The 15,250-nt window shown below is 67.9% G+C and carries 19 protein-coding genes; 10 read left to right on the plus strand and 9 right to left on the minus strand.

Annotated elements, in window-relative coordinates; genetic code table 11:
• Both A5704_RS18185 and A5704_RS18190 read right to left on the minus strand, forming a co-directional pair.
• Positions 1-274, minus strand: a 274-nt coding sequence (locus A5704_RS18185; protein WP_156737699.1) for an AMP-binding protein, incomplete at its 3' end; no start/stop codon positions are given.
• A 9-nt stretch (positions 275-283) separates the two neighbouring features.
• Entirely contained in the window at positions 284-982 is a 699-nt protein-coding gene (locus A5704_RS18190) for a hypothetical protein (protein ID WP_067890299.1), read from the minus strand.
• 164 nt (positions 983-1,146) lie between these two features.
• Between A5704_RS18190 and A5704_RS18195 the strand changes: the two genes are divergently transcribed.
• The 6 genes from A5704_RS18195 to A5704_RS18220 all read left to right on the plus strand — a co-directional run bounded on the left by A5704_RS18195 (position 1,147) and on the right by A5704_RS18220 (position 5,262).
• The gene (locus A5704_RS18195; protein ID WP_067784926.1) at positions 1,147-1,629 is read left to right on the plus strand and encodes a carboxymuconolactone decarboxylase family protein; all 483 of its coding nucleotides are present in this window, start codon (positions 1,147-1,149) and stop codon (positions 1,627-1,629) included.
• A gap of 13 nt (positions 1,630-1,642) precedes the next feature.
• A complete protein-coding gene (locus A5704_RS18200; protein WP_067750093.1) occupies positions 1,643-2,266 on the plus strand; it encodes a nitroreductase family protein in 624 nt (207 codons plus the stop codon).
• Positions 2,266-2,760, plus strand: coding sequence for an SRPBCC family protein (locus A5704_RS18205; RefSeq protein ID WP_067750091.1), 495 nt, complete (start codon positions 2,266-2,268; stop codon positions 2,758-2,760). The genes A5704_RS18200 and A5704_RS18205 overlap by 1 nt, the downstream gene beginning before the upstream one ends.
• A gap of 129 nt (positions 2,761-2,889) precedes the next feature.
• Entirely contained in the window at positions 2,890-3,459 is a 570-nt protein-coding gene (locus A5704_RS18210) for a hypothetical protein (protein WP_231969174.1), read from the plus strand.
• Between the two features lie 43 nt (positions 3,460-3,502).
• Entirely contained in the window at positions 3,503-4,483 is a 981-nt protein-coding gene (locus A5704_RS18215; protein ID WP_067890302.1) for an FAD-dependent oxidoreductase, read from the plus strand.
• Positions 4,480-5,262: an enoyl-CoA hydratase/isomerase family protein gene (locus A5704_RS18220; protein ID WP_067750087.1), complete on the plus strand. Its 783-nt coding sequence runs from the start codon at positions 4,480-4,482 to the stop codon at positions 5,260-5,262. Before A5704_RS18215 ends, A5704_RS18220 begins: the two co-directional genes overlap by 4 nt.
• A 4-nt stretch (positions 5,263-5,266) precedes the next feature.
• On the opposite strand, the gene A5704_RS18225 is transcribed toward A5704_RS18220, so the two are convergent.
• The 3 genes from A5704_RS18225 to A5704_RS18235 form a co-directional block, all read right to left on the minus strand.
• A complete protein-coding gene (locus A5704_RS18225; RefSeq protein ID WP_067890306.1) occupies positions 5,267-5,668 on the minus strand; it encodes a phage holin family protein in 402 nt (133 codons plus the stop codon).
• Positions 5,669-5,725: 57 nt separating this feature from the next.
• Positions 5,726-5,965 carry a hypothetical protein gene (locus A5704_RS18230; protein ID WP_067778451.1) on the minus strand — a complete coding sequence of 80 codons (240 nt, stop codon included), beginning with the start codon at positions 5,963-5,965 and terminating at the stop codon, positions 5,726-5,728.
• A 152-nt stretch (positions 5,966-6,117) separates the two neighbouring features.
• On the minus strand, positions 6,118-7,185 hold the full coding sequence (locus A5704_RS18235; protein WP_067890310.1) for an amidohydrolase family protein: 1,068 nt from the start codon (positions 7,183-7,185) through the stop codon (positions 6,118-6,120).
• Positions 7,186-7,213: 28 nt separating this feature from the next.
• Here A5704_RS18235 and A5704_RS18240 point away from each other — a divergent pair, with 28 nt between their 5' ends.
• Together A5704_RS18240 and A5704_RS18245 are read left to right on the plus strand one after the other, a co-directional pair.
• Positions 7,214-7,390 (plus strand): hypothetical protein, encoded by a 177-nt coding sequence (locus A5704_RS18240; protein ID WP_156675525.1) that lies wholly within the window; start codon positions 7,214-7,216, stop codon positions 7,388-7,390.
• Between the two features lie 70 nt (positions 7,391-7,460).
• Positions 7,461-8,744 carry a sialate:H+ symport family MFS transporter gene (locus tag A5704_RS18245; protein WP_156669960.1) on the plus strand — a complete coding sequence of 428 codons (1,284 nt, stop codon included), beginning with the start codon at positions 7,461-7,463 and terminating at the stop codon, positions 8,742-8,744.
• Positions 8,745-8,757: 13 nt separating this feature from the next.
• On the opposite strand, the gene A5704_RS18250 is transcribed toward A5704_RS18245, so the two are convergent.
• Complete coding sequence (locus A5704_RS18250) at positions 8,758-10,032, minus strand: competence/damage-inducible protein A (RefSeq protein WP_067890313.1); 1,275 nt, start codon at positions 10,030-10,032, stop codon at positions 8,758-8,760.
• A gap of 48 nt (positions 10,033-10,080) precedes the next feature.
• Positions 10,081-10,386 carry an MTH1187 family thiamine-binding protein gene (locus A5704_RS18255; RefSeq protein WP_067890316.1) on the minus strand — a complete coding sequence of 102 codons (306 nt, stop codon included), beginning with the start codon at positions 10,384-10,386 and terminating at the stop codon, positions 10,081-10,083.
• 51 nt (positions 10,387-10,437) lie between these two features.
• Here A5704_RS18255 and dtd point away from each other — a divergent pair, with 51 nt between their 5' ends.
• Positions 10,438-10,869: a D-aminoacyl-tRNA deacylase gene (gene dtd, locus A5704_RS18260; protein WP_067750077.1), complete on the plus strand. Its 432-nt coding sequence runs from the start codon at positions 10,438-10,440 to the stop codon at positions 10,867-10,869.
• A gap of 60 nt (positions 10,870-10,929) precedes the next feature.
• Complete coding sequence (locus tag A5704_RS18265) at positions 10,930-11,841, plus strand: class I SAM-dependent methyltransferase (protein WP_067750075.1); 912 nt, start codon at positions 10,930-10,932, stop codon at positions 11,839-11,841.
• Between the two features lie 4 nt (positions 11,842-11,845).
• Here the strand turns inward: A5704_RS18265 and A5704_RS18270 are convergent, their stop codons facing one another.
• The gene (locus A5704_RS18270) at positions 11,846-12,871 is read right to left on the minus strand and encodes an alcohol dehydrogenase catalytic domain-containing protein (protein WP_067890319.1); all 1,026 of its coding nucleotides are present in this window, start codon (positions 12,869-12,871) and stop codon (positions 11,846-11,848) included.
• 10 nt (positions 12,872-12,881) lie between these two features.
• Positions 12,882-14,813, minus strand: a complete 1,932-nt coding sequence (locus tag A5704_RS18275) for an NAD(P)/FAD-dependent oxidoreductase (RefSeq protein ID WP_067890322.1) — start codon at positions 14,811-14,813, stop codon at positions 12,882-12,884.
• Between the last annotated feature and the right edge of the window lie 437 nt (positions 14,814-15,250).

Consider the following 15,250-nt stretch of genomic DNA (forward strand, 5'->3'; position numbering starts at 1 on the left):
CGCGGAGCTCGGGTGGCGTCAGCGCCGGATTCATCAGCGCGGCCGCGGCGCCGATGCGGGCCGCCCCGAGCACGGCCGCGATCGAGAGCAGGCTTCCGCCGTCGACCACGGCGACGCGTTGGCCGGCCACCACACCGCGGTCGGCCAGGCCGGCGGCGCAGCGGCGCACGGTCGCGGCCAGCTCGCCGTAACCGATCGCGGCCCCATCGATGATGAGCGCCACGCGAGCGGGGTCAGCCGCCTCGGCGGCCTCGAGCATTGTTCCGATATTCATGCGCGCGGCTCAGTACAGGGGTGACCACGCGGAGGTGCGCAGCAGGCGGCTGGTCCACTGGTCTCGCAGGTCGAGGGCGTCGTGCAGCCAGGTGCCCGGCGCCCGGTGTTCGGCGGGAATGCGGGTCTGCAGCAGCGCCAGAAGCCGTTCGGGCCGCTCGATGCGCTGCATCAGGACGACCTCGCGATGCAAGTGGCTGCCCAGTGCGAGCTGAAAAGCCGCCTGGATCAACAGCATTGACGACGGCCGGTCCAGGCTTTGGGCGTACACGTCACCGCTGCGCTCGATGTATTCCTCGAACTTGCCCGGGAAGGGCCACATGGTGTCTTCCATGTAGAGGCTGAGTTCGTGCTCCTGACCGTCGACCGGCACCTCCCCCAGTGGCAGCTCCCGCAGCGGCGACCACGGCAGTGGTGCCATCAGCTTGGCCTCGACGTCGTAGCGCAGTTCGTCCAGCTCGCGCATCCAGCCCCGCAGATCGCCCTGTTGCACCCGCAGCGCCAGGCGCTCCCACGCGGCGCCGTCGCGGACCGCGGTGACGGTCACGACGGTGTAGGACGGGCCGCTGCCCTGGGCGTGGTCGGCGTACCAGAGCAACCGGGCGTCATCGCCGGCGGCGAGCATGGGCAGCCAGCCCCGCCGGAAGGCGGCCTCGAAGTCGTCTTCGCAGCGGCCGCGGACCTTGTGCACCTCGTGCATGAACAGCATGCCGAGACCTCCCACCGGGCGCGCTCGGCCGTGAGCGCCCCGTCCAACGGACGCTAACGCCGTGGAGTTGTCGTGTCCATGGGCGGTTTTGCGGCACCCTGGACAGCCGGGGGGCGAACTGGTTTGCTCGACTCAGTAACTACCTCACCGGGCAGGAGTCGCCGATGGCCCGTCTCACCGTGCCGGATGGCCCGGGCGGCGAAGCCGCGATGATCTGGACGCTGCGGCCGCAACTCGGCGACATGGTGGAGCGGATGATCCGGGGCGCCTATCAGCAGAGCGTGTTGCCCGCCGACGAGCGCGAGCTGGCCAGGATGCGGATCGCGCAGATCAACGACTGCGTCGCCTGCTCCGGATTCCGGGCGCAGTCGGTGCTGGACGCCGGCGTCGCAGCGGAGCTCTACGACAACGTCGCCGCGTACGCGAGCTACCCCGGCTACACGCCGCGCCAGCGGCTCGCGATCGAATTCGCCGAGCGCTTCGCCACAGACCACGCCTCCCTGGACGACGGCTTCTTCGAGCGGCTGCGGGAGTCCTTCTCCGACGCCGAGATCCTCGACCTGACCCTCTGCGTCGCGGTGTTTCTCGGCCTGGGCCGGTCGTTGACCGTGTTGGGTGTCGATCAGTCCTGCGCAATCGATCTCTAGTGAGGAACACCGGATGGACCTGGCCACGGTCGACGAACTGCTGACGACGACGCGGTCGGTGCGCAAGCGCCTCGACCTCGACCGCCCGGTCGGCCGCGACGTGATCCTCGAATGCATCCGGCTCGCGATGCAGGCGCCCACCGCGAGCAACACGCAGGACTGGCGGTGGCTGGTGATCACCGATGCCGACAAGCGCGCCGCGATCGCCGAGATCTACCGCAGCGTCGGTGCCGAGTATCTGGCGCACGCCGCCAAGGAGGCGTCGGACCCCCAGACCCGGCGGGTGTACGCCAGCGCGTTCGCCCTGACCGACACGCTGGGCAAGGTTCCCGTGCATGTGATCCCCTGCCTGGCCAACCGCATCGACAACTCCAACCTGCTGGTCGCCGCGTCGGCCTGGGCGTCGATCATCCCGGCGGGCTGGAGCTTCCTGCTCGCCCTGCGGTCCCGGGGGCTGGGCTCGGTGTGGACGACGATGCACCTGGCCAAGGAGCGGGAGGTCGCCGAGCTGCTCGGCATCCCCGACACGGTCACCCAGGCCGCGTTGTTCCCGGTGGCCTACACCATCGGCACCGACTTCCGGCCCGCCGCGCGCCCGCCCGCCGAGACCGTCACGTTCTGGGACGGCTGGGGCTGATGCAGTCCTACACCGTGCGGTTTCACGTCGACGCGCCACCGGCGAAGGTGTGGCGGGTGCTGCATCCGCCCGCCCCGCCCGACGCGCCGCGGCCGCGCGTCCTCGAGTGGCCCGGCGGCAGCATGGAGATCCTCAACGAGGGCAACGAGGCCGGCGAGGGCCTGGTCCGCACCTGCGTCTACGAGGTGCCCAAGTACCTGCTGTCGGGCGGCCGGGCACGGTCGTGGGAAACCGTCACGGAGGCCGAGAAGAACAAGCTGTCGCGGTACGTTGCCGTCGGCGCGCCGCTCTGGTCCCGGGCCGAGGGCTACCACCGGCTCGACGAGCAGCCGGACGGGACCACCGTGCTGACCTTCCACGAGACCTACCACGCCTACAACCCGGTGCTGCGGTTCCTTCTCGAACGGCCCGTGCACGCGCGGATTTCTCGCGACAACCTCAAGACGTACGAGCATGCGCTCGGCTATGCCGGCCGCGTTCGGCGCCTGACTTAAAGGTTCCGACCAGGGCTAACGTGCCCGACGGGAGCGACCGGCGTATGCCGCATTGTGTGATTTACGGTGCCCGCCCCGGTACGCTGGCGTGCTATGGGGTTTGAGGCTGGTGTTCCTACCGCGGCACGGTTGGCCGTCGCGGGACTGATGATCGCGGGTTGGACCGCCTCGGCGGGGTTCGCGGGGGCCGACCCGGACCAGACGCCTGCGCCGTCACCGTCGCCGGCAGCCTCGCAGGGGCCCCCACCGGGCCCGCCTCCATCATCTGCCTCGCCGGCGCCCGCGCCGGCCGCCTCGTCGGCGCCCTCACCCGCGGCCTCCCCCGGAGCCTCACCCGCCGCCACACCGGCACCGGGACCGAAGACGACGATCGATAAGGACGGCATCTACAACGTCGGCTCCGACATCGCCCCCGGCATCTACAGCTCGGGCGGCCCCGTCAACAACGGCACCTGCTACTGGAAGCGGACGGGCAACCCCGACGGCAACATCATCGACAACGCGATGAGCAAGAAGCCACAGGTGGTGCAGATCGACCCGACCGACAAGGCGTTCAAGACCTCGGGTTGTCAACCCTGGCAGCTGACCCCGGACGCCGCCCTGCCCCCCACCGCAGCGCCCGGCAGCGTGCAGGGCACGCTCGGGATCCTCAACGGGTTGCTCGGCGGTCAGGGGGGGCAGCAGCCTCCCCATTCCTGACGAGCGCTGACGCGATTTCGCCCGGTTTCGTTACGGTGGCGCCGTGGCCAATGCGCAACAGATCGTCGTCGTCGGTGCGGGAGTAAGCGGGCTGACGTCGGCCGTGTGCCTGGCCGAGGCCGGCTGGCCGGTGCGAGTCTGGACGGCCGCCCCGCCGCAGCAGACGACGTCGAAAGTGGCGGGCGCGGTGTGGCTGCCGCCGCGGCCCGCGGAGCGGGCCGGCGACACCCTGGCGTGGACCGCGCACTCGCTGCGGGTGTTCAGCGAACTCGCCGACGATCCCGGCTCCGGCGTCCAACTGGCCCCGGCGATGGCCGTCGGTGAATTGACGGCCACGGAGGCGATGTCGTCCGCGGCGGCGCTGATCCCCGACCTGCGGCCGGCCGATCCGGCCGACCTCCCGGACGGCTTCGGCAACGGCTTTCGAGCCACGCTGCCGATGATCGACATGCCGCACTATCTCGACTACCTGACCCGGCGACTGGCCGCGGCCGGCTGCGACATCGAGGTGCATCCGGTGCGGTCGCTGGCCGAGGCCGCCGACGCCGCGCCGATCGTGGTCAACTGCACCGGCCTCGCCGCGGGACGACTGAGCGGTGACGACAGCGTGCGCCCACTGTTCGGCCAGCACGTGGTGCTCACCAATCCCGGTCTGCGCCAACTGTTTCTGGAGTTCGACGGCGGCCCGGAATGGACCTGCTATTTCCCCCATCCTCAGCGGGTGGTGTGCGGCGGCATCAGCGTCGCCGGGCGCTGGGACACCGCCGCGGATCCCGATGTGACCGAGCGAATCCTGCAGCGCTGCAGGCAGATCGAGCCCCGCCTGGCCGAAGCACAGGTGATAGAGATCATCACCGCGCTGCGCCCCGACCGTCCCACGGTGCGGGTGGAGGGCGAGCCGCTGGATGGTGTCCACGGCGAGGCTTGGTGCATCCACAACTACGGCCACGGCGGCAACGGCGTGACCTTGTCGTGGGGTTGCGCGCGCGACGTGGTCCGGCTGGCCGGCCAGGCGGCGCAGTGAGCATCGACTACGCGCTGGACGCGCACATCGCCACCATCACGATCAACCGCCCCGAGACGCGCAACTCGCTGGACATGGCGCATTTCCGCGACCTGGCCCACGCGTGGGAGGCGTTCCGCGACGACGCCGACGCGTGGGTGGCGGTGATTACCGGGGTGGGGCAAGACTTTTGCACGGGCGCGGACCTGAAAAAGTTCATTCCCGAACTCACGGGCGAACTACCGCAGCCGGAAGGGTGGAACAAGGAAGACGCCATTCACGCCGTCCTGCACCGGTTTCCCGTCTACAAGCCGATCGTCGCCGCGATCAATGGCACCTGCGTCGCGGGCGGCTTCGAGATGCTGAGCTCCACCGACATCCGGATCGCAGTACCCGCCGCGCGATTCGCGGTGATGGAGCCCAAGCGTGGCCTCTTCGCCGGCGGCGGTAGCACCGTGCGACTGCCGCGGCAAATGCCCTACCCGTTGGCGATGGAACTGCTGCTGACCGCCGACATGGTGGACGCGGACCGCGCCCTGGCGATGGGGCTGATCAATCGGGTGGTGCCGCCGGAGCGGCTGATGGACACCGCGTACGACTACGCCGAGCGCATCGCGGCGAACGCACCGCTGGCGGTGTACGCGACGAAGCAGTCCGCCGTCGAGGGGTTGGCGCTCGACCTCGAGTCGGCGTATGACAACGAAACCCGGCACAGCGACCGCATTTTCGAGACGCAGGACGCCAAGGAGGGGCCGCGCGCCTTCGCCGAAAAACGACCACCGCGCTGGCAGGGCCGCTGAGCCCTCAGGCCCGGGTGCGGCGGCCCACGTCGCGAATCACCAGCGACAGCAGCCAGCTCACGATGGACAACACGATCGCCGCCCAGATCGCCGTCCACCAGAAGTGATCGATCTGCAGACCCCAGTGCGTGGTGTGCTCGGTGATGCGGGCGGTGAGCCACAACATCAGCGCGTTGACGACGATGTGGAACAACCCAAGGGTGAGGATGTAGAGCGGGATGGACAGAATCTGGACGATCGGCTTGATGAACGCGTTGACCAAACCGAAGATGACGGCGACGACGAAGATGATGCCGACCCGCTGAAGCTTCGTGTCACCGCCGACGAACGTGATCCCGTGCACGAATTTCGTCACCAGCCACAAGGCGAAACCGGTCAGTGCGGCGCGAAGCAGAAAGGGGCCCATGCCCACGATCCTCTCACCACCGGTGCGAGAACGGCAGCCGTTCAGCTCACCGCCGCGCTAAGCGTCACCGCGCTGCGACGCCAAGTGCTTCACCATCTGGCAGAGGTTGACGACGGCGGCGCTCAACTTGGCAATGGTGGCGTCCCGATCCGCCACACAGGACTCCCAGTCGGGAAACTCCTGCGGGGGTCTCTGGTTGTCCGCATTGAGATGGATTTTCTCCTCGATCTGGTCGCAGACGTCCGCAAGGGTCAATTGTCCCGGCGCGCTGATGTCGGAGAACCACTTGTCAGCCATGCAGAACCTCGTCTCGACGCAAATTTCCGTATCGTCCGAGGCTATCGGGTCGCTTGACACGACGTTTGTGCGGGAGGCCGGCGACAACGCGGTACATCCGCGACCATCATTGAGCCAACGGTCGCTGGTTGCCAGTCGCCAACCAGCAGAACCTAATTCAGGTTGTAGAAGCGCTGCGCGTTCAGCCCACCAATTTTTTCGCGCGCCTCGTCGCTGATGTCCGGGCGGGTCCGCAGGTGCTTGGTGCTTTCCGGCCATTCGCCGTCCCAGTGCGGGTAGTCGCTGGCGAACATGATGAAGTCGGCGCCTAGCACGTCGATCACCCCGGGCAGGATGGGCTCCTCCGGCTCGCACGTCACCCAGATATTGCCCGCGGCCAGATATTCGTGCGGATCGCGGCGCCAGCCGCGTTCGACCCAGTCGCCTCGCTTCTCGTAGTGCTCGTGCAGGCGATCCATGAAGAACGGGACCCACCCCGCGCCGGCCTCGAGGAAGGCGACGCGCAACTGCGGGTGGCGCTCGAAGACACCGCCGGACACCAACGCCGTCATCGCCGTCATCTGGTCGAACGGAAAACTGATGCAATGCACCTGAATGTAATTGGTGAACCGGTCCACGCCGATCTTCGGCAGGTGAATGCCCGGGGCGCCGTGGATGCCCAACGGCATCTCCAGATCCACCGCCGCGGCGTAGAAGGGGTCGAGGTCGGGGTGGTCGAGGTTTCGCGTCTTGAGCGCCGGCGGCACCAGGGTCGCCACCAGCCCAAGGTCTTTCGCTTCGGTCATGACGTCGATCGCCGCCTGGCCATGCTCGATCGGGGTCACGGCGACGCCCCGCAACCGTCCACCCGACGGTGCGCAGTAATCCGCGATCCACTGGTTGTAGAGCCGGGCGAACCCGGCGGCGAACTCGGGATCCTCGAGGGTGGGCGCGCACAGGCCGAGGCTCGGGTACAGCACCATCGTGTCGATGTGGTCGCGGTCGGCGTCGCCCAGCACGCCCTCGGTGGATCGACAGTTGATGTCGGGCGCATCGCTGATGCCGTGCTCCGGCGGACACCCCGCACCCGGGCCCCGGTCCTCCGGGTAGTTGCGGCCTTCGAACGTCAACCGCATCCGCCCGTCGGTGCTGGGCTTGACGTACTGCGGCCAGCGTTTGATCGCTTCGATCGCCAGCGAGGGATTCTCGGCGACGTGTCCGTCGGCGTCGATGATGCGCATGTATCCGGAACTTACTCTCGCGGATTGCATGTGGAAACGGCTCTGCGACCGCGTGGTGAACTATTCGGATCTCATTCCGCTGCTACCGCCGTGCCCCTACGAGCACGTCGGCGCCGCGATCTACATCAACAGCGGCGGTCCCGGCGCACTATGGCGCCACAGCCTCTACGCCTATCGGCAAGGGCTGCGGAGGTTGGTGGGATGAGCGCGGTGTGAAACCCGCCGTCGTGGCACGCGGGCAGAAAGACTCGCCATCGCGCGCCCGGTAGGCCACGATGCTCAACGTGACAACACAAAGTCCTCGAAACAAGCTGACCGCCGATCAGCGGAACTCGTTCGTCGCGGCGTTGCTGGGCTGGACGATGGACGCCTTCGACTACTTCATCGTCGTGCTCGTCTACGCCGACATCGCCAAGACCTTTCACCACAGCAAGGCAGAGGTCGCCTTCGTCACCACCGCCACCCTGATCATGCGTCCCGTCGGCGCGCTGCTGTTCGGGTTGTGGGCCGACCGTGTCGGGCGCCGGCTCCCGCTGATGGTGGACGTGATGTTCTACTCCGTGGTGGGCTTCCTGTGCGCGTTCGCACCCAACTTCACCGTGCTGGTGATCCTGCGGCTGCTCTATGGCATCGGCATGGGCGGTGAGTGGGGCCTGGGCGCCGCGCTGGCGATGGAAAAGGTTCCCGTCGAGCGACGAGGCTTCTTTTCCGGGTTGCTCCAGGAGGGCTACGCGTTCGGCTACCTGCTGGCGAGCGTCGCCTCGCTGGTGGTGATGAACTGGCTCGGGTTGTCGTGGCGGTGGCTGTTCGCGCTGAGTATCGTCCCCGCTCTGGTCAGCCTGATCATCCGTTACCGCGTGGAGGAGTCCGAGGTCTGGGAAGCCGCGCAGGATCAGATGAAACTGACCAGCACCAGGATCCGCGACGTGCTGCGCGACGGGGCGATCATCCGCCGATTCTTCTACCTGGTGCTGCTGATGACGGCATTCAACTGGATGAGCCACGGCACCCAGGACGTCTACCCGACCTTCCTGACCTCGACCGCCAACCACGGCGCCGGCCTGTCCAGCGCTACCGTCAAATTGATCGTGATCGTCTACAACATCGGCGCCATCATCGGCGGGCTTGTCTTCGGCACGCTGTCACAGCGGTTCAGCCGCCGCTACACCATCATCTTCTGCGCGATGCTCGGCCTGCCGATCGTGCCGCTGTTCGCCTACTCGCGCACGGCGGCGATGCTGTGCCTCGGTTCATTCCTGATGCAGCTATTCGTGCAGGGCGCGTGGGGCGTAATCCCCGCCCACCTGACCGAGATGTCGCCGGACGCGATCCGCGGCCTGTACCCCGGCGTCACCTACCAGTTGGGAAACCTGTTGGCGGCGTTCAACCTACCCATTCAAGAGCGCCTTGCCGAGTCGCACGGGTATCCCTTCGCCCTGGCGGCGACGATCGTGCCGGTGCTGATCGCGGTCGCGTTCCTGACGCTGATCGGCAAGGACGCCACGGGCATCCGCTTCGGCACCGCCGAAAGCGCGTTTCTGCCAACCGAAATGACGTGATCGGGCGTCGCTCCTAGTCGGCCGCGCTGAGCAGTCGCAGCAGCAGGTGCATCGCCACGGTCGTCGAGCGCTCCCGGATGTCGGAGCGGTTGCCGGGCAGCCGCAGGGTTCGGGTGTCCTTGCGGCCGTCGATGAGGGTCACGTTGAAACAGACCGTCCCGACGGGTTTTTCGGGTGTGCCACCGCCGGGGCCTGCGATGCCGGTGATCGCGACGGCGGTGTCCGCGCCGAAGCGGCGGATGGCGCCGGCCGCCATCGCCTCGGCCACCGGCTCGGACACCGCTCCGTGCGCCTCGATCAGCGCCGGGTCAACGCCGAGCAGCTCCGCCTTCGCCTCGTTCGAGTAGGACACCACCCCGCCGGCGACGTAGTCCGACGATCCGGGGCGGTCGGTCAGCCGCGCGGCCAGCAGCCCCGCCGTGCAGGATTCGGCCGTTGCGATCCGGCGGCCGGCCAGCGCCCGGGCCACCAGGTCGTCGACCGTGGAGCCGTCCTCGGAGAAGAGCTGCTGAGAGTGCTTGTCGCGCACCAGCTGCATCAGTTTCGCGTAGCTGGCTGCGGCGTCCGGCTCGTAGCGCGTCACCATCTCGACCTCGCCCCGCCGTAGGCAGGTGGTGATCTCGAGCGACTCGAAGCCCGGCACCGACGTCTCGGCGTCGCGCAACGTCTCGGCCAGACCCGATTCGGGCAGCCCGAACATTCGCACGGTTTCCTGCCGATAGAGCGTTCGGCCGGCGATCGCCTGCTGCGCCGCGGGCGTCTCGATGGCCCGGCTCCACATCGGCTGCAGCTCGCGCGGCGGGCCCGGAAGGACGATGACCGTCGGCTTGCCGGGGACGACCACACCGGGCGCGGTGCCCACCGGGTCGAGCACCTGCGCTCCGGCGGGAATCATCGCCTGCTTGCGGTTGGCGGCGCGCACCGCGTCGAAGTCGACGCCCTCGAAGCGGGCCATCAGCTTCTTGAGGATGTTCGCGATCTTGTTCTCGGTCTCGTCGTCCAGCACCAAGTCGCGGCCGCAGAAGCGCGCCACCACCTCGACCGTCATGTCGTCGGCCGTCGGGCCCAGGCCGCCGCTGGTGACGATCAGGTCCATGCCTTGTTCCGCCATGAAGCGCAGCTGCGCCTCGATGTCTTTGGCGCGGTCGCCGCAGATCGTGATGTGCGCCAGCTCGACGCCCAGCTCCAGGAGGCGATCCGCGATCCAGGGACCGTTCGCATCTTGGACGCGTCCGGTGAGGACTTCGGTTCCGGTGACGACGATGCCTGCGCGTGCGCTCACCGGCATGAGCCTACTGGCAGCGCGAGAAGGCATAGCCGAGCGAGGCGTTCTGGGTTAGCCGCCTTCGAGGTAACGCTCGACGGTGGCGACCTTCTGCGTGATCGCGTCGCTGACCCCGGCCCGCCAGTCCGCCTTGATCACCGTGCTGACCCGGGGCGCGCGGGCGGCGACCGCCTCCACGGCGCGCTGTACGACCCCCATCACCTCTTCCCAGGTTTCGCCCTCGATGACGGTGAACATCGAATCCGTCCGGTTGGGCAGGCCGGATTCGCGGACCACCCCAACCGCTTCGGCGACGATCTCGCCGACGCCCTCGCCCACCCCCATCGGGGTGACGGAGAACGCCACGAGCACAGACATCCAACGAGCCTACCCAAGCTCTTCCGGCCCGGCCTGGCAGCATCAAGGCCCATGCGGGTCCTGGTGCAGCGGGTGACGTCGGCGACGGTGGCGGTCGACGGTGCAGTGGTGGGCGCCATTCGGCCGGCCGGTCAGGGCTTGTTGGCCTTCGTGGGCGTCACCCACGGCGATGATCTCGACAGGGCGCGCCGGCTCGCTGAAAAGCTCTGGTATTTGCGGATTCTCGACGACGAACGATCGGCGGCCGACGTTGGCGCGCCCATACTGGTGGTCAGCCAGTTCACCCTCTACGCCGACACCGCCAAGGGCCGACGGCCGTCGTGGAACGCGGCCGCGCCGGGCGGAGCAGCCGAGCCGCTGGTCGCGGCGTTCGCCGACGCGCTGCGGCGGCTGGGCGCCGAGGTCCAGACCGGGGTGTTCGGTGCGAGCATGCAGGTCGAACTGGTCAATGACGGTCCCGTCACGGTGCTCCTCGAACTCTGAACCGACGGGTACGTTGGATACGTCTCTTGCCGGGGCCGATTGTTGATGGGAGGGGCGATCATGAGCCCGACGCCTGAGTTTGGGTCGCTCCGTTCCGACGACGACAACTGGGACATCGTCAGCAGCGTGGGTTACACCGCCCTGCTGGTGGCCGGATGGCGCGCGCTCCACGCGCTGAGCCCGCGACCACTCGTCCGGGATGACTACGCCAAGGTTTTCATCGAAGCGTCGCGAGACCCCTACTTGGCGGCCAAGCTCGCAAACCCGGGGACCTCCGAAGACGAGCTGGCCTTTCCTCGCCTCTACGGCGTGCAGACGCGGTTCTTCGACGACTTCTTCGTCGAGGCCGGCGCCGCGGGCATCCGCCAGGCGGTGATCGTCGCCGCCGGTCTGGACTCCCGCGCGTATCGGCTCGAATGGGTCCAGGGCACAAGGATTTTCGAGGTCGATCTACCGAAGGTGCTGGAGTTCAAGGCCCACGTGCTCGCCCAGCACGGCGCCAAACCCAAGGCCCCCCGGGTCGAGGTCGCGGCCGACCTGCGCGCCGACTGGTCCAGAGCCCTGGAGGACGCGGGCTTCGACGTGGAGCGGCCCAGCGCCTGGTCGGTGGAGGGCGTGCTGCCCTACCTGACCGACGAGGCCCAGAACACGCTTTTCACCCGGATCAGCGGACTCAGCGCGCCCGGCAGCCGAATCGCCATCGGGGCGTTGGGTTCCCGCCTCGACCATGACCAACTCGAGGCCCTGGAGACGGCCCATCCCGGCGTCAACATGTCCGGCGACGTCGACTTTTCCGCCCTGACCTACGAGCCCCAGACGGACCCCGCGGAACGGCTGGCCGCCCACGGTTGGTCGGTCGATCCCGTCCGCAGCACGCTCGACTTGCAGGCCGGCTACGGAATGACCCCGCCGGACGTCGACGTCAAGATCGACAGTTTCATGCGGTCCCAATACATAACGGCCACCCGGTAGCGGGCTACGGCGTAAGCAGGATCTTCACGTCGTCGCCCGACCGAGACGCCGCCGTGGCGTAGCCCTTCGCTGCCTCGTCCAGCGGCAGCGTCGTCGTGAAGATGCCGTCGACATCCAGCCGCCCGGACTGCAGCAGCGGGATCAATTCCGGCCAGGTGCGCTGCACGGGCGCGGTCGTCATCCGCAGGGTGATGCTGCGGATCAGGCAGCCCAGGGCGTTGAGCGGGAACGGATTCATGTCGTGCACGCCGACAACCGAGACGGTACCGCCCGCTCGCACCGCATTGAGAGCGTCCGTCAGGGAGGCGTCCGTGGCGACGGCATCGATCACCGCGTCCGCGCCGCGGCCACCGGTGGCGTCGAGGATGGCCCCGACCGCGGGGGCCTTCAGGGGTGTCGCCCCCCACTTGGCGGCGCGGTCCAGCCGCCCGTCCACCTGATCGACCGCGAAAACTGTTGCGGCGCCTTGGAACAGCGCGCTGCGCAGCGAGCACAGTCCGACAGCGCCCAAGCCGATGACCGCCACGGTGCCGCCGAACGGGATGTCGGCGCGTTGCGCCGCCGCCCAGCCGGTGGCGAGGTTGTCGGTGAGCAGCAGCGCCTGTTCGGTGCTGATCGATTCCGGCATCTTCAGCAGCTGGAAGTCGGCGGCGGGCACGGCCAGCAGATCGGCCTGCGCGCCACCGAGCAAGCCGCCGCCGAATATCTGGAACCCGTTGTGGCACAAGACCGGATCGCGGGTGGCGCAGCCTGCGCAGGCGCCGCACCCGGTCACCGACGACACCATGACGAGGTCGCCCACCTTGACGGTGCGCACCTGCGGGCCCGCCTCCACCACGGTGCCGATCGCTTCATGTCCCAGCGCAATCGGCTCGGGCATCGGGAAATCGGCCTCGTAGAAGTGCAGGTCGGAACCGCAGATGCCGGCAGCGGTGACCTGGACGATCGCTCCGTCGGGGCCGGGAAGGGCGGGATCTGGCCGGTTTTCCACCCGGATGGCGCGGGGCCCGTCGACGACTACCGTGCGCATGCTGGCGTGCTCACTTCCCTTGCCGTACCACGAATTGGGACCAATCGGGCTCGCGGACCGCCGCCCAGTACTCGTTGAGGCGCCACGGACTGACGGTGTGGATCTCCCCGTCGGCGTTCTTGAAGTAGGAGTGTTTGACCGCGGGGTGCGTCCACACCATCTTCTTGATCTGGGTCTGCGTCCGCTCATGCCACGCGGCGGCGGCGTCGGGCTTCGGCTCCAGCGAGTGCACGTCCCCTTCGGCCAGCCGCGCCAGGCACTGGTCGATGTAGCGCATCTGCAGTTCGGACTGGAAGATCAGGCTGCCACCGTGGGCGAGGTGGGTCCCGGGCCCGTAGATGATGAACAAGTTGGGGAACTTCGGGACTGTGATGCCGAGGTAGGCGTACGGACGGCTCCCCCACATCTCGCGCAGGTCGACCCCGTCGCGGCCGGTGATCTTCAGCGGCCACAACACGTCGGTGTGCCGGAATCCCGTGGCGTACACGATGATGTCGGCCTCGTGCGTCTCGCCGTCTTGGGTGACGATGCCGTGTGGGGTGATCCGCCGGATGGGCGTGCGCACCAGGTCGACGTTGTCGCGTCGCAACGTCTGCAGCCAGCTGCCGTTGTCCTGCAGGGTCCGTTTGCCGCAGGCGGGATAGTCCGGCATCACCTTGCCCAGCAGTTCGTCCCCTTCACCGACCTGGCTGGTGATCCACTGGGAGAACATCATCTGGGCGGCGGCGTTGATGTCGCTGACGGCGTGGTCCTGGTCGGCGTAGTTCGGGTCGCTTTCCGCGGCGTCCAGGCCCTTGTCGGACCCGGGCCAGAGCACCAGAAACCGGTACCACCGTCCATAGAACGGCAGGTGGCGCATGGCCCAGCGCATGCCCTCGCCGACCTCGTCGTGGTACATCGGGTTGGGGAACATCCACTGCGCGGTCCGCTGGAACACGGTGAGGTGCTCGACCTCCGGGGCGATGCTGGGGGCGATCTGGAAGCCGCTGGCGCCGGCGCCGATCAGCGCGACCCGCTTGCCGTGCAGGTCGACCGAGTGGTCCCAGGCGGCGGAGTGAAATGACGGCCCCGCGAAGCTGTCGGCGCCGTCGAAGTGGGGGATGTTCGGCCGGTTCAGCTGGCCGACCGCGGTGATCAGGGCTCGCGCGCGCACGGTGCTCGTCTGGCCCTCGGCGCCGCGCAGCCGGATGCTCCAGGTGGCGTCGTCGTCGACCCACTCGGCGGCCAGCACCTCGGTGTTCCACAGCACGTGCTCGGCCAGGTCGTGCTTCGCCATGACCTTCGTGAAGTAGTCCTGCAGTTCGTGTTGTTCGGCGAAGAAATGCGTCCAGTCGTTATTGGGTTCGAAGCTGTAGCAATAGAAGTGGTTCGCGACGTCGACGCGCGCACCGGGATAGCTGTTCTCCCACCATGTTCCGCCCGGTCCGGCGTTCTTCTCCACGATGGTGAACGGAATGTTTGCCTGCTTGAGCCGGATTCCGGCCAGGATGCCCGATTCGCCGCAGCCGACGACGAGGACCGGCATGTCCGCCGCGCCGTCGGCCGGCAGGGCATGGGGGCGGCGGGGATCGACGCCGTCGAGGTCCATCTCTTCCAGGATCAGCGGCAGGTAATCGTCGGGCACGTGCTCGCAGGCCGCCCAGTCCATCATCTCCCGAATGAGGTCGAGGCTCAGGGGCTTTGGCTCTGGGCAACCGCGGTCCCGATAGTCGATGATCGCCGGCAGGGCCGCCGCGCGGGCCCGCGCCTTGTCCTCCTCGGACATGAACCCCTGAATCTCGTTGAGGAAGACGCCCATCTGTTTGAAGTCGCGGATGAACCGCGGGTCACCGGTGATGTGCACCAGCGAAAGCAACAGCGTCGGGATGCTGACGTCCGCGAGGGCGGCCTCGATCTCCGCCGTGGACGTGGTGAAGGGATCGCCGGCATAGGCGCTGCGCATCGAGCCGATCCTCTCGGAGACGGGGGTAACCCAATTACGCGACGTGCGGTGTCGTAATTGGCAGCACTACGCTACCCGCTGGCCACGGAGCGGATCAATAGTCCGATCGCTACGGCGGGTCGACGTCCTCGTCCCCGTCCGACATCAGCTTTTCGGGGTGGTGGAAGGTAGGAGTGGCCGAGAATGCGGGAAACGACATCGCTCAGCGCGGCATAGTCCGCGGCGATCTCCTCATGGTCACTCGATCGCATGTTCGAATAGTACGGCGGGCCACCGACAACAATCCGTTCGGCGACCAGACGGATGTCGAGCGGCCCCTGAATGACGAGTTTGAGCTGTCTGATCCCGCTCGCCCCGATCGCCGCTGAAACTCAAGTGGCAGAAGTGATTCCATTTCGACGTGGGGCTGGGAAACAATGGGTGCACGTCGACGCGTG

Origin of the sequence: Mycobacterium sp. E735 (assembly GCF_001666955.1) — a bacterium.
GTDB lineage: Bacteria > Actinomycetota > Actinomycetes > Mycobacteriales > Mycobacteriaceae > Mycobacterium.